This window comes from Streptococcus sp. S5, assembly GCF_034134805.1.
GTDB lineage: Bacteria > Bacillota > Bacilli > Lactobacillales > Streptococcaceae > Streptococcus > Streptococcus lingualis.
The window spans coordinates 1,016,467-1,035,679 of the sequence record NZ_CP139419.1; the positions used below are offsets into that span (position 1 = coordinate 1,016,467).

Here is a 19,213-nt window from a genome sequence, read left to right on the forward strand (position 1 = left end):
CCGTTTTCATTATTTTCTTTATTGTACCACAAATTCTATGTTCTTTTCCAGAACTTGCTACAGGCAGATCCTGTCATGAAAATTCAGAATTTTTAAGGCAATTGGCTGTCAAACGCTCAAGTTTTTGTTATAATGGAGCTACTATAGAAAATTCAAGGAGTCAATAGGATGTCTGTTAAGATTGCCTTACTAGGATTTGGTACTGTTGCAAGTGGCGTACCATTTTTATTAAAAGAAAACCGTGAAAAAATCACCCAGGCAGCTCAAGATGAAATCGAGATCGCTAAGGTCTTGGTTCGAGATGATGCGGAAAAGGAAAAATTGCAAGCTGCTGGTCATGACTACAACTTTGTGACCAATGTTGATGAGATCATTGAAGACAAGGACATTGCCATCGTGGTCGAATTGATGGGTCGTATCGAGCCAGCGAAAACCTTTATCACCCGTGCGCTGGAAGCAGGTAAGCATGTGGTCTCTGCTAACAAAGACCTTCTAGCTGTTCATGGAAGTGAATTGTTAGAGGTTGCTCAAAAACACCAAGTAGCTCTTTATTATGAAGCTGCCGTAGCAGGTGGGATTCCAATCCTTCGCACCTTGGTGAATTCCTTGGCTTCTGACAAGGTGACCAAAGTACTCGGTGTGGTCAATGGAACCTCCAACTTCATGATGACTAAAATGGTGGAAGAAGGCTGGACTTATGAAGATGCTTTAGCAGAAGCGCAACGCCTGGGTTACGCTGAAAGTGACCCAACCAATGACGTCGAAGGGATCGATGCCGCCTACAAGATGGTGATTTTGAGTCAATTTGCCTTTGGGATGAACATCCAATTTGACCAAGTAGGTCACAAAGGGATCAGCCAGATCACTCCACAAGATGTCTCTGTCGCTCAAAGCCTTGGTTATGTGATCAAACTGGTCGGCTCGATCGTTGAAACGCAATCAGGGATTGCAGCAGAGGTGACACCAACCTTCCTTCCAAAACAACACCCACTCGCTGGTGTGAACGATGTCATGAATGCGGTCTATGTGGAATCCATCGGGATTGGTGAGTCTATGTACTATGGACCAGGTGCTGGTCAAAAACCAACTGCGACTAGTGTCGTTGCCGACATAGTTCGTATTGTCCGTCGTCTAAAAGAAGGAACGATTGGTAAAGCCTTCAATGAATACAGTCGTCCTCTTCAATTGGCTAAGCCTGAAGATGTGAAGAACAATTATTACTTCTCAATTAAGGCACCAGATGCGACTGGTCAAATCTTGCGTCTCGCGGAGATCTTTAATGCAGAAGGAGCTTCCTTCAAACAAATCCTTCAAGAAGACTCTGATGGTCACTATGCAAGTGTGGTCATCATCACCCACCAAGTCAATCAAACCCAATTCAAGAACTTGGTTGAAAAACTGGATTCAGAGCCGAATTTCGAACTCTTGAATACCTTTAAGGTCTTGGGAGAATAAGCATGAAGATTATTGTTCCAGCAACCAGTGCCAATGTAGGGCCCGGATTTGATTCTGTTGGGATTGCCGTTACTCGTTATTTGACCATTGAAGTGCTTGAACCATCAGATGCTTGGTTGATTGAGCATGATCTAGGAGCAGGGATTCCGACAGACGAGAAAAACCTCTTGCTCTCAACAGCCCTGTCGATTGCCCCAGCTATTCAACCACATCATATCAAGATGACCAGTGAAGTGCCTTTGGCGCGTGGTCTTGGTTCTTCTAGTTCTGTCATTGTAGCAGGGATTGAATTGGCCAATCAATTAGCCAATCTCCAGCTATCAGATGCTGAGAAATTACGCATCGCGACCGAGATCGAAGGGCATCCTGATAACGTAGCCCCAGCTATTTTTGGGAACTTGGTCGTTGCCAGTTACATCGGTGAAGATGTCCAATATGTGACAGCTGACTTCCCAACTTGTGATCTGGTAGCCTTTGTTCCCAGCTACCAATTGAAGACCAGTGATAGCCGCAATGTCCTACCGAAAGAATGGTCTTATAAGGAAGCTGTTGCAGCTAGTAGTGTAGCCAATGTGGCCATCGCAGCTCTCCTCAAGGGAGATTTGGTGACGGCTGGTCGCTCCATTGAGTTAGATCATTTCCACGAGCGCTACCGTCAATCCTTGGTCAAAGAATTCCCTCAGGTAAAAGAAGTTGCGCATCAACACGATGCTTATGCCACCTATCTGTCGGGAGCAGGCCCAACGATCATGAACCTCTTAGCGCCAGAGCATACAGCAGCCTTTGTCGCAGCTCTTGAAAAACTCGGGCTAGAAGGTCAGATTTTCCAACTTAAAATCGACACTTTTGGCGTTCGTGTTGAGAAATAAACCTCAATGTAACACAAATGAAAGAAGGATGTATACGAATGTATATGTCCTTTTTGCTTCTCCTATGGTAGAATGGGAACTGTACGGGGAAAAGCTCAAGCTTTCCCGAAAGTTTAGGGGGAAACATGAAACCAGAATATTTATATAGTATTGCTACCGATCTTGGGCTGCAATTTGATGGCGAAGCCCGTGTGATGTATGGAGAGCGTGAAGGCTTCTTGTTAGTCATTGAAGGCGCTCAAACCAAGAATGTATTTACCATTTCACTCAGTGTGAAACAAGGTTCCGAAGGAGACTTGATCGAAGATAGTGAAATTCTTTGGAATGAATTAAAAGAACAATCAAAAGCCATTAATGCCATCTCTTCTGATGGTTACTTGACCTCGATCGTAGTCAAAGGTGGAATGACCAAAGGGAAGGCTGTCGAAACCTTATGGACAGCTATCCAAGATATTGTTGATTTCTTGCTCAACCACCAATTTGTGCAAGTGAATGCGCAAACGGGTGAGGAAGGGCCAATCGGTCTGTATCAAATTGGAGATGCGATCTTTTTAATCGACGATGAAACCTTTAGAGCCTACCAAGCCGAAGTGCAAGATACAGTTGAGGCTTATGAAGCGCGGGAAGAAAACTTCCTTTTAGGGATTGTAGGGGCTGTGATCGGTGTAATCATCGGTGGAGCAGTTGCCCTCTTGGTAGCGCGTCTTGGCTATGTATCTGTTTTAGCAGGGGCTGCCCTCGGTTATTGTACTATCAAAGGTTATGAGATTCTTGGTAAGAAATTGACTAAAAAAGGTGTGGTAGTTTCAGCTATTTTGATGGTCTTGACCGTCTTTTTGGTCAACCAATTAGATTATACTTTGGCGCTTATGAGTGAACTGGATTTGCCATTTGATATGTCCTGGACGCTTCTCAATGAAGCGACATTTTCAGGGGACGTCCCAGATAAATTTTACTTGAATCTAGGCTTGCTAGCTGTCTTTACTCTTGGTGGTGCTTGGATTTCGGTCAAATCAGCTCTGGATGGACAAAAGAATCGTACCATCGCACGTAAAATTGCATAATAAATGGTAAAAGGAAGGCCTGAATATTATAGGTCTTCTTTTGTTTTTTAGGGTCGAAAAATAGTCAAAAATTTGGTATAATAGTTTGTATTTTTATAGAGAGAGAACAGACAGAAAGATGAATGAAAAAATGAATCAAATTCTTGAAGGGATTGATATCCGTTTTCAAGAACCTTTAAAACATTATACCTTTACAAAGGTCGGTGGGAATGCTGAATTTTTAGCCTTCCCTCGCAACCAATACGAATTAAAACGCATCGTCCAATTTGCCAACCAAGAGCAAATTCCATGGATGGTCCTGGGCAATGCGTCCAATATCATTGTCCGTGATGGGGGCATTCCGGGATTTGTCATTATGTTTGATCGCTTGCGTGACATCAGTGTGGACGGCTATGTGATCGAAGCAGAGGCAGGAGCTAAACTCATCGACACCACTCATGTGGCATTGCACCATAGTTTGAAAGGCTTCGAGTTTGCTAATGGCATTCCAGGCAGTGTCGGTGGTGCTGTCTTTATGAATGCGGGAGCCTATGGGGGAGAAATCGCTCATGTCCTAGTATCCTGTAAGGTCTTGACCAAAGACGGAGAGATCGAAACTCTGTCAGCGAGTGAACTAGCTTTTGGCTACCGTCATTCTAAGATTCAAGAGACAGGTGCTGTCGTCATCTCTGCCAAATTTGCTTTGTCACCAGGCAATCACGAGGTGATCAAGCAGGAGATGGATCGGTTGACCCATCTTCGTCAGTTGAAACAACCCCTTGAATACCCTTCTTGTGGATCTGTCTTTAAGCGTCCTGTTGGCCATTTTGCAGGTCAATTAATCAGTGAAGCAGGTCTAAAGGGCTATCGAATCGGTGGTGTGGAAGTTTCTGAAAAACATGCCGGCTTTATGGTCAATGTCGATAATGGAACGGCTAAGGACTATGAAGATTTGATCGCCCATGTCATTGAGGCAGTAGAAGCTCACTCAGGCGTCCGTTTAGAACCAGAAGTTCGCATAATCGGCCAAGCCTAAAAGCTTAAGTATTGAAGAACAATTGATTGTGAATAATCGATAGCATCAGTCGGAGAGGGGGTGAGTGCCTATCGATACCGTAAATAGGTGGGGCAGTCTAGTAAGTCCCCGAGAGGTATTGGTGGCTTGACAGTTTTTCCTGTCAGCCGCTGCATTTTCGTTTGAAAAGCAGTTTGGTAATCGTAGTAAAGAAGGAATTTATGTGAATTGAAAAAACCAATTATTGAGTTTAAAAATGTTACAAAGGTCTTTGAAGATAGCGGAACCGTTGTCCTAAAGGATATCAATTTTGAATTGGAAGAAGGGAAGTTCTATACCCTGCTCGGTGCATCTGGATCAGGAAAATCAACTATCCTTAATATTATTGCCGGTCTTTTAGATGCTAGCTCTGGAGATGTCTACCTTGATGGGGAACGGATCAATGATGTCCCTACCAACAAGCGGGATGTCCACACCGTCTTTCAGTCCTATGCCCTGTTTCCGCATATGACGGTCTTTGAAAATGTGGCTTTCCCCCTTCGTTTGAAAAAGCTGGACCAGGCTGAGATCGAACGTCGGGTTTCAGAAGTATTGAAAATGGTCCAGTTAGCAGGATTTGAAAAACGCTCGATCCAAAAATTATCGGGTGGTCAACGCCAGCGGGTAGCTATTGCACGGGCTATTATCAATGAACCACGAGTGGTTCTTTTAGATGAGCCCTTGTCTGCACTTGACTTGAAACTTCGGACAGACATGCAGTATGAGTTGCGAGAATTGCAACAACGCTTGGGGATTACCTTTGTCTTTGTTACCCATGACCAAGAAGAAGCCCTCGCCATGAGTGACTGGATCTTTGTCATGAATGAAGGAGAGATCGTCCAATCTGGTACACCAGTAGATATCTATGATGAACCGATCAACCACTTTGTAGCCACCTTTATCGGGGAGTCCAACATTCTAGATGGGCGTATGATCGAGGACTACTTGGTTGAGTTCAATGGCAAACGCTTTGAAGCCGTCGATGGGGGAATGCGTCCAAACGAACCAGTTGAAGTCGTCATTCGTCCTGAAGACTTGCAAATCACTCTTCCTGAAGAAGGCAAGCTCCAAGTGAAGGTGGACACCCAGCTCTTCCGTGGTGTGCATTATGAGATCATCGCTTATGATGATTTGGGAAATGAGTGGATGATCCACTCCACTCGGAAAGCCATCGTGGGAGAAGTCATCGGGCTAGACTTTGAACCAGAAGATATCCACGTTATGCGTCTCAACGAAACCGAAGAAGAATTCGATGCGCGGATCGAAGAGTACGTTGAAGTGGAAGAGCAAGAAGCTGGTTTGATTAATGCCATTGAGGAGGAAAGAGATGAAGAAAACAACCTCTAATCTATTTATCCTCCCCTATTTCTTGTGGATTTTTCTCTTTGTCTTGGCTCCTGTAGTCATGATCATCTTTCAATCGTTTTTTAACGTTGAAGGGCAGTTTTCACTTGAAAACTACAAAGAGTTCTTTACTTCGCAAAATTTGACCTATTTAAAGATGAGCTTTAATTCGGTCCTTTATGCCGGAATCGTCACCCTGGTGACGCTCTTGATCTCCTACCCGACTGCTTACTTTTTGACGCTGCTCAAACACCGGCAGTTGTGGTTGATGTTGATCGTCTTGCCAACCTGGGTCAATCTCTTGCTCAAGGCCTATGCCTTTATCGGAATCTTTGGTCAAAACGGCTCCATCAATAGCTTTTTAAGCTTTCTCGGAGTCGCTCCCCAGCAGATCCTCTTTACCGATTTCTCCTTTATCTTTGTAGCCAGCTACATCGAGTTGCCTTTCATGATTTTGCCGATCTTTAATGTCTTAGATGACTTAGATCCAAACTTGATTAATGCCAGCTATGATTTGGGAGCCAATCGTTGGGATACCTTCCGTCATGTGGTCTTCCCCTTGTCCATGAATGGAGTCCGCTCAGGTGTGCAGTCTGTCTTTATTCCTAGTCTGAGTCTCTTCATGTTGACACGGATGATCGGTGGAAATCGCGTCATTACCTTAGGGACTGCGATTGAACAGCACTTCCTGACAACACAAAACTGGGGAATGGGTTCTACCATCGGAGTTGTTCTGATCCTTGCTATGCTCTTTACCATGTGGGCAACTAGAGAAAGGAGAGAACGATGAAAAAAGTATCTCATTTCTATCTAGGTTTCGTCTTTCTGATCCTCTATCTTCCTATCTTTTATTTGATCTTTTATGCCTTCAATAAAGGGGGAGATATGAATGCCTTCACAGGCTTCACGCTTGAGCATTTCAATGAATTGTTCGCAGATAGTCGCCTGATGCTGATCTTATCAGAGACCTTCCTCTTGGCCTTTTTGTCAGCCTTGATTGCGACAGTGATTGGAACCTTTGGAGCCATTTATATTTACCAATCGAAGAAGAAGTTAGAAGGTCCTTTGCTCTCCATCAACAACATTCTCATGGTAGCGCCAGACGTTATGATCGGGGCCAGCTTCTTGATTCTCTTTACGACGGTGAAGTACCAGCTAGGTTTCCTATCTGTTCTGGCTAGCCACGTGGCCTTCTCGATTCCTATTGTGGTCTTGATGGTCTTGCCACGACTCAAGGAAATGAACCGGGATATGGTCAATGCGGCCTATGACTTAGGAGCTACCCAAGTGCAAATGCTCAAAGAGATCATGTTGCCGTATCTGACACCAGCCATTATTGCGGGCTACTTTATGGCCTTTACCTATTCGCTTGATGACTTTGCCGTGACCTTCTTTGTAACCGGAAATGGCTTTACAACCTTGTCTGTAGAGATCTACTCACGTGCGCGTCAAGGGATTTCCCTCAGTATCAATGCCTTGTCCGCCCTTGTCTTTCTCTTTAGTGTGCTCTTGGTCATCGGTTATTACTTTATCACCCGTGAAAAGGAGGAAGCAGCATGAAAAAACTTTATTCATTCCTAACTGGGATTGTCCTTGTCATTCTGGTCCTCTGGGGAATTAGCCACCAGATCGAAGCGAGCATGAATACCAAGAATAGTGACAAGCTGGTCATCTACAACTGGGGAGATTATATCGATCCGGAATTGCTCAAGGAATTTACAAAAGAGACAGGGATTCAGGTGCAATATGATACCTTTGATTCCAACGAAGCCATGTACACCAAGATCAAGCAAGGTGGAACCACTTACGATATTGCGATTCCTAGTGAATACATGATTGCTAAGATGATGGATGAGCATCTGGTTGAAAAGTTGGACCAATCCAAGATCAAAGGGATGGAAAATATCGATCCAAAACTCTTGAACCAATCGTTTGATCCGGGCAACCAATATTCAGTCCCTTACTTCTGGGGTACCTTGGGGATTATCTACAATACCAAGATGGTCAAAAATGCTCCTGAACATTGGTCAGATCTCTGGCGTGAAGAGTACAGAAATGACATCATGATGTACGATGGTGCGCGTGAGGTCATGGGAATTGGTCTCAATACCTTGGGCTATAGCCTCAATGAAAAGGATCCAAAGAAATTGCAAGAGGCAGTAGATAAACTCTACACCTTGACGCCAAACATCAAAGCTTTGGTTGCTGATGAGATGAAAGGCTATATGATCCAAAACAATGCGGCTATTGGGGTTACCTTCTCAGGAGAAGCCAGCCAAATGCTCGAAGCCAATAAGGATCTTCGCTATGTCGTCCCAACTGAAGCCAGCAACCTTTGGTTTGATAACATTGTCATTCCAAAAACCGTGAAAAATAAAGAAGCAGCATATGCCTTTATTAACTTCATGCTTCGTCCTAAAAATGCTTTGAAAAATGCTCTTTATGTCGGCTACTCAACGCCAAATAAAAAAGCCAAAGCCATGTTGCCAAAAGAAATCCAAGATGACCAATCCTTCTATCCAAGCGATGAAACGCTGGACCATTTGGAAGTCTATCAACAATTAGGCAAGAAATTGCTTGGAGTCTATAACGATCTTTACCTTCAGGTCAAGATGTATCGAAAATAACACAAAAGGAACCTCAGGGTTCCTTTTTGATTGCTGCATATAGTCTCTAACTAGTGAGTTAGATTGAGATTCAAATGAAAGATGCTATAATAGTAAGGAAAGTGACTGGCCCATTCAGTCATGAAAGGAAGGATTGGAGAAGAAAAAATGAAAAGACGACTGGAACTTTTTTTGATTATTCTGTTACCGATCCTAGGACTGGTTTTTCTAGGAGGAAAAATCATGAATCTGACCAAAAGACCCGAACAGAAGGTAACGGCTTCATCCTCAAAGAAAGTCGTACAAAAATCAGAAGAAGAAATAAAAAAAGAGCAAATCGCATTTCTCAAGGAACACGAGCAAGAAATCGTTGATTATGTGAGGGCTCAAAATTCAAAAATTGAGTCAGTTCAGATTGATTGGACTGATGTGAGATGGAGTGATGGAGGTTTCTTGTTTCCTGATTATTCTATTGAAGTTTATGGAACAGTGAATCATATTGAAGATTCAGGATGGAGTGCCTCTATGCCGATTAATGATGATGATTCAATCGATTTGAAAAAAATTTCCATATTTAACCATATAACCATCGGTGAAGAAATATTGGAGTAGTAGTTCTTTTGATCTATGTTGAAATTTAAGGATAAATTATGAAGAAACATACTAAAATTATTTTGCTAACAGTAACATCGATAATTGCTTTATTTAGTATCGAAGGATGCACTATAAAATCAAAAGAGCAAACGAAACAAGCGCAAACTGTCACCTCTTCAACTACAAAAGAGGACAAAGAAACCATTAAACAAAAACAGCTAGCCTATTTGAAAGAACATGAAAAAGAAATTGTTGATTTTGTGAAAGCTCAAAGTCCGAAAATCGAATCCGTCCAGATTGATTGGAATAGTATGGTAATTGAAGAGTCTGGGAATGGAACGCCTCAGGGTGGTGGATACAATTTATCTATTTCTGGTAAAATTAATCAATTAAAAAACACAAAATTCTCCGTTGATTTTTACTTAGAAGATCAAAATAGCATACCAACTATCAAAAAAATGGGCATGCTTAATGATATCTATATCGAGGAAAATGGTGGCTGGAAAATTTTTTCCTAAGTAAATAGAAGTATTAGTGTTAGGAGGAAAATGAAAAATAAAATGAAATGTACACTTAAGTTATTAGCTTTAATGCTTATTTTCACAAGTATTGGAGGTTGTACTGTAAAGCAAAAAGCGCATAAGAAACAAGCACAAACTGTCACCACTTCCTCCTCCAAAGAAGATATAGAAGTGATCAAACAAAAACGGCTCGCTTATCTCAAAGAGCACGAGCAAGAAATAGTCAATTTTGTGAAATCGAAGAGTTCAAAGATTGAATCTGTTCAAATTTATTGGGACGAAACGCAATGGATTGAGGGTGGAAATGGGACACCACAAGGTGGAGATGAGGTCATAGAAATTTTTGGTACAGTCAATCAGCTAGAAGATTCAGGATGGAGGGTGGATGTTGTATTTGATTCTGATCAAAAGATGACTTTCAGTATGGGCTATAATATTAGTATTAAGGGTGATTATATTGAGTAAGAACTGGAAGATTCAAAGCCTGTAAGGAGGATTTATGAAGAGACAAATGGAACTACTTTTGATCATTTTGTTACCGATCCTAGGACTGGTTTTTCTTGGAGGAAAAATCATGACCCTGACCAAAAGCCCCGAACAGAAGATAACGACCTCATCTTCAAAGAAAGTCGTACAAAAACCAGATGAAGACATAAAAAAAGAACAACTGGACTATCTAAAAGAACACGAACAGAAGGTTATTGATTTAGTCAAAGCACAAAATTCAAAAGTTGAATCCGTTCAGATTGATTGGGATCAGACGCAGTGGGGTGATGGTGGACTGACAACTCCTGAATATTACATGAGTGTTTATGGAGGTATAAATCATATTGAAGAATCGAGTTGGGGAGTAGATATCCCAATTAATGAGGACAATACATTAAATTTAGATGAGATGTATATAGGATCCGACATTAGAATTGGGGGGAGATTATTTGACTAATTGGAATTTAAAAAGTTTTGATAATCTATATGCTTCATTAGCAGAATCAGCTTACAGATATAGACCCAAAAAGTTTCCATATGAATGATTGGATCAATTCCAGGAAGAGCGTTCAAAGCTCAAATGGGAGTATGACAACGAGATAGATGCTTTCTATAAAAATCAGAAAAAGCTGGAATCGAAAGATAAAAAAAATCAGTAAGGTTGTCCTTACTGATTTTTTAGTTGGTTCCAGATGATGCTGTATCTGCGCCACTGTCTGTTGCTGTGGAGCCTTGGTCTTGTGCGGCAGACGAGCTAGATTCAGTAGCAGATGAGCTATCGGTTTCTTTTTGTGAACTTGTTTCTGTATTGCTTGAATTGGTTTGTGTATTGGTGTTAGCATCTGTATTAGTAGCGCTTGAGTCAGATCCCTTATCGTGGACCACGACGACGCTGGTGCTACTAGATGGTTTGTCTTCTGTTTTTTGATTGTCTTTATTGAGCAGACTCATGATGGTAAAGGAAGTGACGATAATCCCTAGGAGACTGGCAATCGTAGCTACAACCGTTTGAAATACGGACAAACCTTGTTTGACTTTCTCACCGCGAGATGGTCTTGTATCAACTTTTTCCTCAGGTTTTTGGTTTTTGTTACTTCTTGAATATTGTGACATGTTCATTCTCTTTCTATCAAAAATTGTTTTTTAACACTTTCCTATTATAAGTCATTTTCTGAAAAATGTCTAAAAAGAACTGAATTTTATAGAGTGATTTTGCCGCATCTCTCTTTATCAAATCCTTGTCCCAAGCGGTTAGAAATGATAAAATAGAAGTTACGTAAAAAGAAAGTGATGGATGCGTAGGACATGATCTATTTTGACAATTCAGCAACGACTAAACCCTATCCAGAAGCCCTTGCGACTTATACAGAAGTAGCGACTCGGATCTGGGGCAACCCTTCTAGTTTGCACAATCTAGGTAGTCAAGCTACTCGTATTTTGGAAGCTTCTCGGAAACAAATTGCGGAGCTAATTGGCAAGAAAGCTGAGGAAATTTACTTCACGTCTGGTGGGACAGAAGGGGACAACTGGATCCTAAAGGGTGTCGCCTTTGAGAAAGCTCCTTATGGCAAGCATATCATTGTCTCTGACATCGAGCATCCCGCTATCAAGGAGTCAGCTGCTTGGCTAAAGACGCAGGGATTCGAAGTGGATTACGCTCCAGTGGATGCGCGTGGCTTTGTCAAGGTGGATGCCTTGGCTAGTCTTCTCCGTCCGGATACGACCTTGGTCTCTGTCATGGCCGTCAACAATGAGATTGGTTCCATCCAGCCCATCCATGAAATCGCAGCTCTCCTGGAAGATCGTCCAACGATTAGTTTCCATGTCGATGCTGTGCAATCCTTGGCAAAGGTAGCAACAGAAGTTTATCTACCAGAGCGCGTGGACTTTGCGACCTTCTCTAGTCACAAATTCCATGGACTTCGCGGAGTCGGATTTGTCTACATTAAAGAAGGCAAAAAGATCACCCCTCTCTTAACCGGAGGTGGTCAAGAAAAAGAAATGCGCTCGACAACTGAGAACGTGGCAGGAATCGCAGCAACAGCAAAAGCCCTACGCTTAGCCATGGAAAACCAAGAAGCTTTTGCCAGCAAAACCCAGCAGATGAAAGAAGTCATCCGCAAAGAATTGGCCAACTATCCAGATGTCACTATCTTTTCTGGTGAGGATCACTTTGCGCCTCACATCTTGACTTTCGGGATCAAGGGAGTTCGTGGAGAAGTAGTGGTCCATGCCTTTGAAGAGTTTGATATTTACATCTCGACCACTAGTGCCTGTTCGTCCAAAGCAGGTAAGCCAGCTGGAACCTTGATTGCCATGGGAGTGGACAAGAGTATCGCACAGACTGCTGTTCGCTTGAGTCTTGACCTTGAGAATGACATGAGCCAAGTCGAGCAATTCTTGACCAAGTTCAAACTGATTTACGAGCAAACACGAAAAGTACGTTAATTTTAGAAGGAAATCAACATGACCTTAACCTATTCAGAAATTATGATTCGCTATGGAGAGCTTTCTACTAAAGGAAAGAACCGCATGCGTTTCATCAATAAACTTCGCAATAATATCCAAGATGTTTTATCTATCTATCCAGCTGTCAAAGTGACAGCAGACCGTGATCGAGCGCATGCTTATCTACATGGGACGGATTATGAACCAGTAGCAGAATCCCTCAAACAGGTTTTTGGAATCCAAAATTTTTCACCCGTTTACAAGATTGAAAAATCTGTTCCGGCCTTAAAAGCGGCAGTGCAAGAGATCATGAAGGAGATTTACAAGGAAGGCTTGACCTTTAAAATCTCAAGTAAACGCAGTGACCATACCTTTGAACTCGATAGTCGCGAGCTTAATCAAACCTTGGGAGGTGCGGTCTTTGAAGCGATCCCAACGATTCAAGCTCAGATGAAAAAACCAGATATCAACTTGCAAGTTGAAATTCGAGAAGAAGCAGCCTATATCTCTTATGAAACCATTAAAGGAGCAGGAGGCCTTCCTGTTGGTACGTCTGGCAAGGGCATGCTCATGCTTTCTGGTGGGATCGACTCTCCAGTAGCTGGTTACCTAGCCTTGAAGCGTGGAGTAGATATCGAGGCCGTCCATTTTGCTAGCCCACCTTATACCAGCCCAGGAGCTCTTAAAAAAGCCCATGATTTAACACGGAAGTTGACCAAGTTTGGGGGCAATATCCAATTTATCGAGGTGCCATTCACAGAGATCCAAGAGGAAATCAAGGCAAAAGCGCCAGAAGCTTACCTCATGACTTTGACCCGTCGCTTTATGATGCGTATTACAGACCGTATTCGCGAGGTTCGCGGTGGTTTGGTCATTATTAATGGTGAAAGCTTGGGACAAGTGGCTAGCCAAACCTTAGAGAGTATGCAGGCCATCAATGCCGTGACCAATACGCCGGTTATCCGTCCGGTGGTGACCATGGACAAGTTGGAAATCATCGATATTGCCCAAGAGATTGATACCTTTGAAATCTCTATCCAGCCATTCGAAGATTGTTGTACCATCTTTGCACCGGATCGTCCAAAGACGAATCCGAAACTCAAAAATGCGGAGCAATATGAGCAACGCATGGATGTGGAAGCTTTGGTGGAGCGTGCGGTAGCAGGCATCATCGTAACAGAGATCACACCAAAAGCAGAAAAAGATGAGGTCGATGACCTGATCGAGGATTTGCTATAGGAGAGACTGGGAGTATCCAGCCTCTTTTTCTAACCAACTTAAAGGAGACAAGATGAAAAAAATTATCGTTTTAATGACAAGTTTGCTTCTGTTGACAGGCTGCGTCAAAGTATCATTTACTGGTCCGAAAAAAGAAGAAAAGACCAGCCAGTCAACCAGCAGTAAAAAAGAACCGCTCACATTTGTCAGAGCCGACCAGTATAAAGACCAGGACAACGAAGTCCTGGAAGCGTCTGAGAAATTTATCAAGGAACATCCAACGCTTGGAGAACCTGGAAAATTATTTGTCTTTTTCCCAGGCTATACCTTTGGAAATGAGGAAAGCCGCTTCGCCTTGTTCTTTATTGTGAATCGTACCACCACAACCATCGATCGTGATGGATCCTTTGTCCTGAATTTGGAATATGATAGGGAGCCACTTTTCAAAGATGTCACAGTTGACTATGAAATCAATGAATCAGGTGTATTGAAACCGAATACGGCTGCAGCTATTCCTATCAAAATCACCAAGGAACAAGAAGAAAAAATGAAGAGCATGAACGATTCTTCAAAAGCAAAAATGAGTTTTAATGACTTTAAATTTAAAGATAAGTAGAAGAAGTCGGACCGACAAGCGATCTTAAAATAAAAGATACAAAATCATCCATTTTATAAAAGAAATTCGTTTTCAAAGCGAAAAAATACTTGTCTTTGTCTGATAGAAGTGATATACTAAGAGAGTTGACTATGCACATGCCTGTGCAACCGCTCGAACATCGTCGCTCATTTCCATGAGAGTAAGTGGTTCGTCCCACGATGCTAGGCGAGTCTTCACAAAAATACGGGGAAACCCAAAAATACATAGGAGGTGCATAATGAGCACATACGCAATCATTAAAACTGGCGGAAAACAAGTTAAAGTTGAAGTTGGTCAAGCTATCTACGTTGAAAAATTGAACGTTGAAGCTGGTCAAGAAGTTACATTTAACGAAGTTGTTCTTGTTGGTGGTGAAAACACTGTTGTCGGAACTCCACTTGTTTCAGGAGCTACTGTTGTTGGAACTGTTGAAAAACAAGGAAAACAAAAGAAAGTTGTTACTTACAAGTACAAACCTAAAAAAGGTAGCCACCGTAAACAAGGTCACCGTCAACCTTACACTAAAGTTGTCATCAACGCTATCAACGCTTAATTTTTAGGAGAACACATGATACAAGCAGTCTTTGAACGAGCCGAAGATGGCGAGCTGAGGAGTGCAGAAATCACTGGGCACGCTGGAAGCGGTGAATACGGCTTTGATGTCGTGTGTGCATCGGTTTCGACTCTAGCCATTAACTTTGTCAACTCTGTTGAGAAATTTGCAGGCTACGAACCGGATCTAGAATTAAACGAAGAAGAAGGTGGCTTCCTGCGGGTGACGATCCCGACGGATATTCCACCACATCAAAGAGAAATGACCCAACTATTCTTTGAATCATTTTTCTTAGGGATGGCAAACTTATCGAAGAACTCATCGGAGTTCGTCCAAACAAGAGTTATCACAGAAAACTAACATGGAGGAAAACAATTATGTTGAAATTGAATCTTGCTAACTTGCAACTTTTCGCCCACAAAAAAGGTGGAGGTTCTACATCAAACGGACGTGATTCACAAGCAAAACGTCTTGGAGCTAAAGCAGCTGATGGACAAACTGTAACAGGTGGATCTATCCTTTACCGTCAACGCGGTACTCACATCTACCCAGGTGTGAACGTTGGACGTGGTGGAGACGATACTTTGTTCGCAAAAGTTGAAGGCGTAGTACGCTTCGAACGTAAAGGTCGCGATAAAAAACAAGTTTCTGTTTACCCAATCGCAAAATAAAAAGGTTCAGTGAACCTTTTTATCCCGAGCCTTGAAATATTAAGGTGAGGAAGCTAGAAATAGCATAAATCAAAGCTTTCCGGATTGACGGAAGGCTTTTTTCTTTTATTTATTTAAAAATATCGTGTTTACTCTTGTTAATATAATGTTTGAATTTGTGTTTTTTGAAAAATGTAGTATAATAGAGACAAATATAGTAGGAATGGAAGTAGTACCATGAAAGATAGCAGACATGTTGAAATTCTTCAGGAACTGGATCGAAAAAGTGTGGTATCGGTCAAAGAGCTCAAGGAACTTTTTGGGGTGACAGATATGACCATTCGTCGCGATCTGATTGATCTTGAAAAACAAGGTCTTTTAGTTCGTGTACATGGTGGGGCCCACAAAAAAGTCAAAGATAGCTTATTAGAAGCTTCTCACAGTGAAAAAAATCTGATCAATATTGATGAGAAACGAAGCATTGCCAAAAAATGTGCAGACTTGATCGAAAATGGGGATACCGTCTTTATTGGCTCTGGTACAACAACAGACTTTATCGGAGATTATTTGGAAGGGAAAGAAATTAGCATCGTCACCAACTCCCTGCCTATTTTTGAGAAGCTCAAGGATTTCCCGAATTATGACTTGATATTAGTTGGTGGTCGCTACCGGGTAAAGACACAAACCTTTGTCGGTCAATTTGCCAATAAACTCTTGAAAGAAATCAAGGTTTCTAAAGCCTTTATCGGGGTGAATGGAATCGATGGCCATAGTGTCTCCACAGCTAATGAAGAAGAAGGAAATGGCAATGCCATTATTCTGAACAATGCGATAGAGAAATATGTGGTAGCTGATAACAGCAAGTTTGATAGTTATTCCTTCTACAGTTTCTATCGTGTGGAAGATCTAAATGCCATTATTACCGATGATAGTATTCCAAAGAAGATCAAAGACAAATACGGCTTGTATACGAAAATCATATAAAACAAAGTGGTCTCAAAAAAGAGACCACTTTTTACTGATTTAAGGATGTTGGAAAATGACGGATAGAAAGCGCTTTAGAGAGATATACAAACAAAATTAAACAAATTTAGACAAAAAATGATTGACAATCAATCAATATAGTGATATACTGAAGCTATAAATAAATAGTTAGATAAGGAGGTGGCAACAATGGGATTAAATCAACTCTTTAACAAAGATCTTGTATTTTGCCTACATGCCAAGGATCAAACAGATCTCTTTGAGCAGGTAGCAAGCTTATTGGAAGAGCGACAGATTGTGACACCAACCTATCGTTCCGCTTTGATTGAGCGTGAAAAGTCTTTCCCGACTGGATTAGACATGGAATTTCTTGGTAAGGACTTACCAAATGTGGCGATCCCGCACACAGACATTGTCCATAATCTCACTGAGAATGTGGTTGTGGTTCGTTTGGATCAACCCGTAACTTTCCATAATATGATTGCTCCAGATAAGGAAGTTCAAGTTTCACTTTTATTCTTCATTATCAATAATACGAGCTCAAGCCAAACCAATATTTTGGCCCAACTGATGGATTTCTTTACATCCAATGGAAATCTCGAAGCTCTATCAAAATTAGATAGTGAAGATAAGCTTTATCAATACATTACGGAAACTATTTCCTAAAACATTCGTAAATATTTATAATGGAGGACATCCAAATGATTAAAATTTTAGCTGCCTGTGGTGCAGGTGTTAACTCTAGCCACCAAATTAAGAATGCTTTGGAAGAAGAGTTGTCAAACCGTGGTTATGATGTGCGTTGTGACGCTGTCATGGTCAAAGACGTCAATGAAGATTTGATTTCTGGTTATGACATCTTTACTCCAATTGCTGCTACTGATTTGGGATTCGATCCTGGTATTCCAGTGGTAGAAGCAGGACCAATCTTGTTCCGTATTCCAGCGATGAGTGCGCCAGTCTTTGATAACATCGAAGCTGCCATTAAAGAACATGGATTAAGTTAATATTTTTTTAAACATGATTGTAAGCGTTATCCAATTATAAAATTGGGAACACTTTATGCTGTAAATTACAAAAAAATTCATAAATCGGGAGGATTTATTATGAATGGCATTATTGATTTTGCCAATAAATTTTTCAAACCCATCCTAGACATGGGTGCTCCGATCATCATGTTGATCGTCCTAACTCTATTGGCACTTTTGTTTGGAGTGAAATTCTCCAAAGCGCTTGAAGGTGGTATTAAACTTGCCATCGCCCTTACTGGTATCGGTGCTATCATCGGTATGTTGAATGGAGCTTTCTCAGCATCTCTTGCAAAATTCGTTGAGAACACTGGTATTCAATTGAATATCACTGACGTTGGTTGGGCACCTCTTGCGACCATCACTTGGGGATCTGCCTGGACACTTTACTTCTTGTTGATTATGTTGATCGTCAACGTTATCATGCTTGCGATCAAGAAAACGGATACACTTGACGTCGATATCTTCGATATCTGGCACTTGTCTATCACTGGTCTTTTGATCAAATGGTATGCAGACAACAACGGTGTCAGCCAAGGTTTATCACTCTTCTTGGCAACTCTTGCAGTTGTCCTTGTAGGGATTATGAAAATCATCAACTCAGACTTGATGAAACCAACATTTGATGATCTTTTGAATGCACCAAGTTCATCACCTATGACTTCAACTCACATGAACTACATGATGAACCCAATCATCATGGTCTTGGATAAAATTTTTGACAAATTCTTCCCAGGTCTTGATAAATACGACTTCGACGCTGCTAAATTGAACAAGAAGATCGGTTTCTGGGGATCTAAATTCTTTATCGGTTTCCTTCTTGGTATCGTCATCGGTATCATGGGTACTCCACATCCAGTTGCTGGTGTCGCAGATGCTGACAAATGGGAATTGGTTATTAAAGGTTGGTTGAGCCTTGGTTTGACTGCCGGTGTCTGCTTGGAATTGTTCTCATTGATCGGTTCTTGGTTCATCGCAGCGGTAGAACCATTGTCACAAGGTATTACAAACGTTGCTACTAAACGTCTTCAAGGACGTAAATTCAACATCGGTTTGGACTGGCCATTTATCGCTGGTCGTGCTGAAATCTGGGCTTGTGCGAACGTACTTGCACCAATCATGTTGATCGAAGCAGTGCTTCTTTCTAAAGTCGGAAATGGTATCTTGCCACTTGCAGGTATCATCGCTATGGGTGTGACTCCAGCCTTGTTGGTTGTAACACGCGGTAAATTAATCCGTATGATCATCTTCGGAAGCCTTCTCTTGCCACTCTTCCTTCTTTCAGGAACATTGATTGCACCATTTGCAACTCAATTGGCTAAGAGTGTTGATGCCTTCCCTAAAGGGGTAGCTTCTACTCAATTGATCACTCACTCAACTCTTGAAGGACCAGTTGAAAAATTGCTCGGTTGGACAATCGGTAACGCTACAACTGGTGATATCAAAGCTATCCTTGGTGTAGTTGTCTTCTTGGCATTCTATATCGGAATCTTCGCTTGGTACAGAAAACAAATGATCAAACGTAACGAAGAATATGCTGCAAATGCAAAATAATCGTCAATTGTAGTTTGAAAACTGACACCATATCTGTTGTGGATATGGTGTTTTTATTTTAAAAAATGTTCGAAAATAAACAATTTAATGTTGACTTTCGTTCAAAATAGGTGTAATATAATATCAAAAGTAAGAAAATGTTTCTTTGTGAAAATTTAACAACAGGGAT

The 19,213-nt window shown here is 41.6% G+C and carries 23 protein-coding genes and 1 other annotated feature; of the genes, 22 read left to right on the forward strand and 1 reads right to left on the reverse strand.

What is annotated here, in order from left to right; all coding sequences use genetic code 11:
- Positions 1–168: 168 nt before the first annotated feature.
- The 12 genes from SM123_RS04735 to SM123_RS04790 all read left to right on the forward strand — a co-directional run bounded on the left by SM123_RS04735 (position 169) and on the right by SM123_RS04790 (position 10,429).
- Positions 169–1,455 carry a homoserine dehydrogenase gene (locus tag SM123_RS04735; protein ID WP_320909971.1) on the forward strand — a complete coding sequence of 429 codons (1,287 nt, stop codon included), beginning with the start codon at positions 169–171 and terminating at the stop codon, positions 1,453–1,455.
- 2 nt (positions 1,456–1,457) lie between these two features.
- Complete coding sequence (gene thrB / locus SM123_RS04740) at positions 1,458–2,324, forward strand: homoserine kinase (protein ID WP_320909972.1); 867 nt, start codon at positions 1,458–1,460, stop codon at positions 2,322–2,324.
- A 125-nt stretch (positions 2,325–2,449) separates the two neighbouring features.
- Positions 2,450–3,388, forward strand: a complete 939-nt coding sequence (locus SM123_RS04745) for a hypothetical protein (RefSeq protein WP_195326799.1) — start codon at positions 2,450–2,452, stop codon at positions 3,386–3,388.
- Between the two features lie 118 nt (positions 3,389–3,506).
- The gene (gene murB / locus SM123_RS04750) at positions 3,507–4,403 is read left to right on the forward strand and encodes a UDP-N-acetylmuramate dehydrogenase (protein WP_320909973.1); all 897 of its coding nucleotides are present in this window, start codon (positions 3,507–3,509) and stop codon (positions 4,401–4,403) included.
- A 207-nt stretch (positions 4,404–4,610) separates the two neighbouring features.
- Positions 4,611–5,768, forward strand: a complete 1,158-nt coding sequence (locus SM123_RS04755) for an ABC transporter ATP-binding protein (protein ID WP_320909974.1) — start codon at positions 4,611–4,613, stop codon at positions 5,766–5,768.
- Complete coding sequence (locus tag SM123_RS04760; RefSeq protein WP_003011144.1) at positions 5,749–6,555, forward strand: ABC transporter permease; 807 nt, start codon at positions 5,749–5,751, stop codon at positions 6,553–6,555. Before SM123_RS04755 ends, SM123_RS04760 begins: the two co-directional genes overlap by 20 nt.
- Entirely contained in the window at positions 6,552–7,325 is a 774-nt protein-coding gene (locus tag SM123_RS04765; RefSeq protein ID WP_003002847.1) for an ABC transporter permease, read from the forward strand. Before SM123_RS04760 ends, SM123_RS04765 begins: the two co-directional genes overlap by 4 nt.
- Positions 7,322–8,392 (forward strand): ABC transporter substrate-binding protein, encoded by a 1,071-nt coding sequence (locus SM123_RS04770; RefSeq protein WP_003016505.1) that lies wholly within the window; start codon positions 7,322–7,324, stop codon positions 8,390–8,392. The genes SM123_RS04765 and SM123_RS04770 overlap by 4 nt, the downstream gene beginning before the upstream one ends.
- Positions 8,393–8,512: 120 nt before the next feature.
- Positions 8,513–8,983 carry a hypothetical protein gene (locus SM123_RS04775; RefSeq protein WP_049498235.1) on the forward strand — a complete coding sequence of 157 codons (471 nt, stop codon included), beginning with the start codon at positions 8,513–8,515 and terminating at the stop codon, positions 8,981–8,983.
- Positions 8,984–9,021: 38 nt separating this feature from the next.
- Complete coding sequence (locus SM123_RS04780; protein WP_049498236.1) at positions 9,022–9,483, forward strand: hypothetical protein; 462 nt, start codon at positions 9,022–9,024, stop codon at positions 9,481–9,483.
- Positions 9,484–9,513: 30 nt separating this feature from the next.
- Positions 9,514–9,951: a hypothetical protein gene (locus tag SM123_RS04785; protein ID WP_049498237.1), complete on the forward strand. Its 438-nt coding sequence runs from the start codon at positions 9,514–9,516 to the stop codon at positions 9,949–9,951.
- A 34-nt stretch (positions 9,952–9,985) separates the two neighbouring features.
- Complete coding sequence (locus SM123_RS04790) at positions 9,986–10,429, forward strand: hypothetical protein (RefSeq protein ID WP_049498238.1); 444 nt, start codon at positions 9,986–9,988, stop codon at positions 10,427–10,429.
- 221 nt (positions 10,430–10,650) lie between these two features.
- On the opposite strand, the gene SM123_RS04795 is transcribed toward SM123_RS04790, so the two are convergent.
- Positions 10,651–11,085 carry a DUF6556 family protein gene (locus SM123_RS04795; protein ID WP_049498239.1) on the reverse strand — a complete coding sequence of 145 codons (435 nt, stop codon included), beginning with the start codon at positions 11,083–11,085 and terminating at the stop codon, positions 10,651–10,653.
- A 192-nt stretch (positions 11,086–11,277) separates the two neighbouring features.
- Here SM123_RS04795 and SM123_RS04800 point away from each other — a divergent pair, with 192 nt between their 5' ends.
- The 10 genes from SM123_RS04800 to SM123_RS04845 all read left to right on the forward strand — a co-directional run bounded on the left by SM123_RS04800 (position 11,278) and on the right by SM123_RS04845 (position 19,044).
- Positions 11,278–12,420: a cysteine desulfurase family protein gene (locus SM123_RS04800; RefSeq protein ID WP_201087738.1), complete on the forward strand. Its 1,143-nt coding sequence runs from the start codon at positions 11,278–11,280 to the stop codon at positions 12,418–12,420.
- Between the two features lie 18 nt (positions 12,421–12,438).
- Complete coding sequence (thiI, locus tag SM123_RS04805; RefSeq protein WP_049498241.1) at positions 12,439–13,659, forward strand: tRNA uracil 4-sulfurtransferase ThiI; 1,221 nt, start codon at positions 12,439–12,441, stop codon at positions 13,657–13,659.
- A gap of 52 nt (positions 13,660–13,711) precedes the next feature.
- Positions 13,712–14,254, forward strand: coding sequence for a membrane lipoprotein lipid attachment site-containing protein (locus SM123_RS04810; protein ID WP_049498242.1), 543 nt, complete (start codon positions 13,712–13,714; stop codon positions 14,252–14,254).
- A gap of 137 nt (positions 14,255–14,391) precedes the next feature.
- Positions 14,392–14,479: a sequence feature (ribosomal protein L21 leader region), on the forward strand.
- Between the two features lie 34 nt (positions 14,480–14,513).
- Positions 14,514–14,828 carry a 50S ribosomal protein L21 gene (gene rplU, locus SM123_RS04815; RefSeq protein ID WP_003002830.1) on the forward strand — a complete coding sequence of 105 codons (315 nt, stop codon included), beginning with the start codon at positions 14,514–14,516 and terminating at the stop codon, positions 14,826–14,828.
- A gap of 15 nt (positions 14,829–14,843) precedes the next feature.
- Positions 14,844–15,188 (forward strand): ribosomal-processing cysteine protease Prp, encoded by a 345-nt coding sequence (locus SM123_RS04820; protein ID WP_049498243.1) that lies wholly within the window; start codon positions 14,844–14,846, stop codon positions 15,186–15,188.
- A 17-nt stretch (positions 15,189–15,205) separates the two neighbouring features.
- Positions 15,206–15,499 (forward strand): 50S ribosomal protein L27, encoded by a 294-nt coding sequence (gene rpmA / locus SM123_RS04825; protein WP_003002805.1) that lies wholly within the window; start codon positions 15,206–15,208, stop codon positions 15,497–15,499.
- A 216-nt stretch (positions 15,500–15,715) separates the two neighbouring features.
- Positions 15,716–16,462, forward strand: coding sequence for a DeoR/GlpR family DNA-binding transcription regulator (locus SM123_RS04830; protein ID WP_049498244.1), 747 nt, complete (start codon positions 15,716–15,718; stop codon positions 16,460–16,462).
- A gap of 189 nt (positions 16,463–16,651) precedes the next feature.
- Positions 16,652–17,128, forward strand: coding sequence for a PTS sugar transporter subunit IIA (locus SM123_RS04835; RefSeq protein WP_023918370.1), 477 nt, complete (start codon positions 16,652–16,654; stop codon positions 17,126–17,128).
- 35 nt (positions 17,129–17,163) lie between these two features.
- The gene (locus SM123_RS04840; protein WP_003002828.1) at positions 17,164–17,469 is read left to right on the forward strand and encodes a PTS sugar transporter subunit IIB; all 306 of its coding nucleotides are present in this window, start codon (positions 17,164–17,166) and stop codon (positions 17,467–17,469) included.
- A 99-nt stretch (positions 17,470–17,568) separates the two neighbouring features.
- Entirely contained in the window at positions 17,569–19,044 is a 1,476-nt protein-coding gene (locus SM123_RS04845; RefSeq protein WP_003007726.1) for a PTS transporter subunit IIC, read from the forward strand.
- Positions 19,045–19,213: the final 169 nt, after the last annotated feature.

Excerpts from the sequence above, each read along its gene's own strand:
- SM123_RS04765 (WP_003002847.1), top strand. The coding sequence starts at position 6,552 with ATGAAAAAAGTATCTCATTTCTATCTAGGTTTCGTCTTTCTGATCCTC.
- SM123_RS04835 (WP_023918370.1), top strand. The coding sequence starts at position 16,652 with ATGGGATTAAATCAACTCTTTAACAAAGATCTTGTATTTTGCCTACAT.
- SM123_RS04775 (WP_049498235.1), top strand. The coding sequence starts at position 8,513 with ATGAAAGGAAGGATTGGAGAAGAAAAAATGAAAAGACGACTGGAACTT.
- SM123_RS04770 (WP_003016505.1), top strand. The coding sequence starts at position 7,322 with ATGAAAAAACTTTATTCATTCCTAACTGGGATTGTCCTTGTCATTCTG.
- rpmA (WP_003002805.1), top strand. The coding sequence starts at position 15,206 with ATGTTGAAATTGAATCTTGCTAACTTGCAACTTTTCGCCCACAAAAAA.
- SM123_RS04760 (WP_003011144.1), top strand. The coding sequence starts at position 5,749 with ATGAAGAAAACAACCTCTAATCTATTTATCCTCCCCTATTTCTTGTGG.
- SM123_RS04735 (WP_320909971.1), top strand. The coding sequence starts at position 169 with ATGTCTGTTAAGATTGCCTTACTAGGATTTGGTACTGTTGCAAGTGGC.
- SM123_RS04795 (WP_049498239.1), bottom strand. The coding sequence starts at position 11,085 with ATGTCACAATATTCAAGAAGTAACAAAAACCAAAAACCTGAGGAAAAA.
- murB (WP_320909973.1), top strand. The coding sequence starts at position 3,507 with ATGAATGAAAAAATGAATCAAATTCTTGAAGGGATTGATATCCGTTTT.
- SM123_RS04790 (WP_049498238.1), top strand. The coding sequence starts at position 9,986 with ATGAAGAGACAAATGGAACTACTTTTGATCATTTTGTTACCGATCCTA.
- thrB (WP_320909972.1), top strand. The coding sequence starts at position 1,458 with ATGAAGATTATTGTTCCAGCAACCAGTGCCAATGTAGGGCCCGGATTT.
- SM123_RS04745 (WP_195326799.1), top strand. The coding sequence starts at position 2,450 with ATGAAACCAGAATATTTATATAGTATTGCTACCGATCTTGGGCTGCAA.
- rplU (WP_003002830.1), top strand. The coding sequence starts at position 14,514 with ATGAGCACATACGCAATCATTAAAACTGGCGGAAAACAAGTTAAAGTT.
- SM123_RS04785 (WP_049498237.1), top strand. The coding sequence starts at position 9,514 with ATGAAAAATAAAATGAAATGTACACTTAAGTTATTAGCTTTAATGCTT.
- SM123_RS04845 (WP_003007726.1), top strand. The coding sequence starts at position 17,569 with ATGAATGGCATTATTGATTTTGCCAATAAATTTTTCAAACCCATCCTA.
- SM123_RS04840 (WP_003002828.1), top strand. The coding sequence starts at position 17,164 with ATGATTAAAATTTTAGCTGCCTGTGGTGCAGGTGTTAACTCTAGCCAC.
- SM123_RS04800 (WP_201087738.1), top strand. The coding sequence starts at position 11,278 with ATGATCTATTTTGACAATTCAGCAACGACTAAACCCTATCCAGAAGCC.
- SM123_RS04830 (WP_049498244.1), top strand. The coding sequence starts at position 15,716 with ATGAAAGATAGCAGACATGTTGAAATTCTTCAGGAACTGGATCGAAAA.
- SM123_RS04810 (WP_049498242.1), top strand. The coding sequence starts at position 13,712 with ATGAAAAAAATTATCGTTTTAATGACAAGTTTGCTTCTGTTGACAGGC.
- SM123_RS04780 (WP_049498236.1), top strand. The coding sequence starts at position 9,022 with ATGAAGAAACATACTAAAATTATTTTGCTAACAGTAACATCGATAATT.
- SM123_RS04820 (WP_049498243.1), top strand. The coding sequence starts at position 14,844 with ATGATACAAGCAGTCTTTGAACGAGCCGAAGATGGCGAGCTGAGGAGT.
- thiI (WP_049498241.1), top strand. The coding sequence starts at position 12,439 with ATGACCTTAACCTATTCAGAAATTATGATTCGCTATGGAGAGCTTTCT.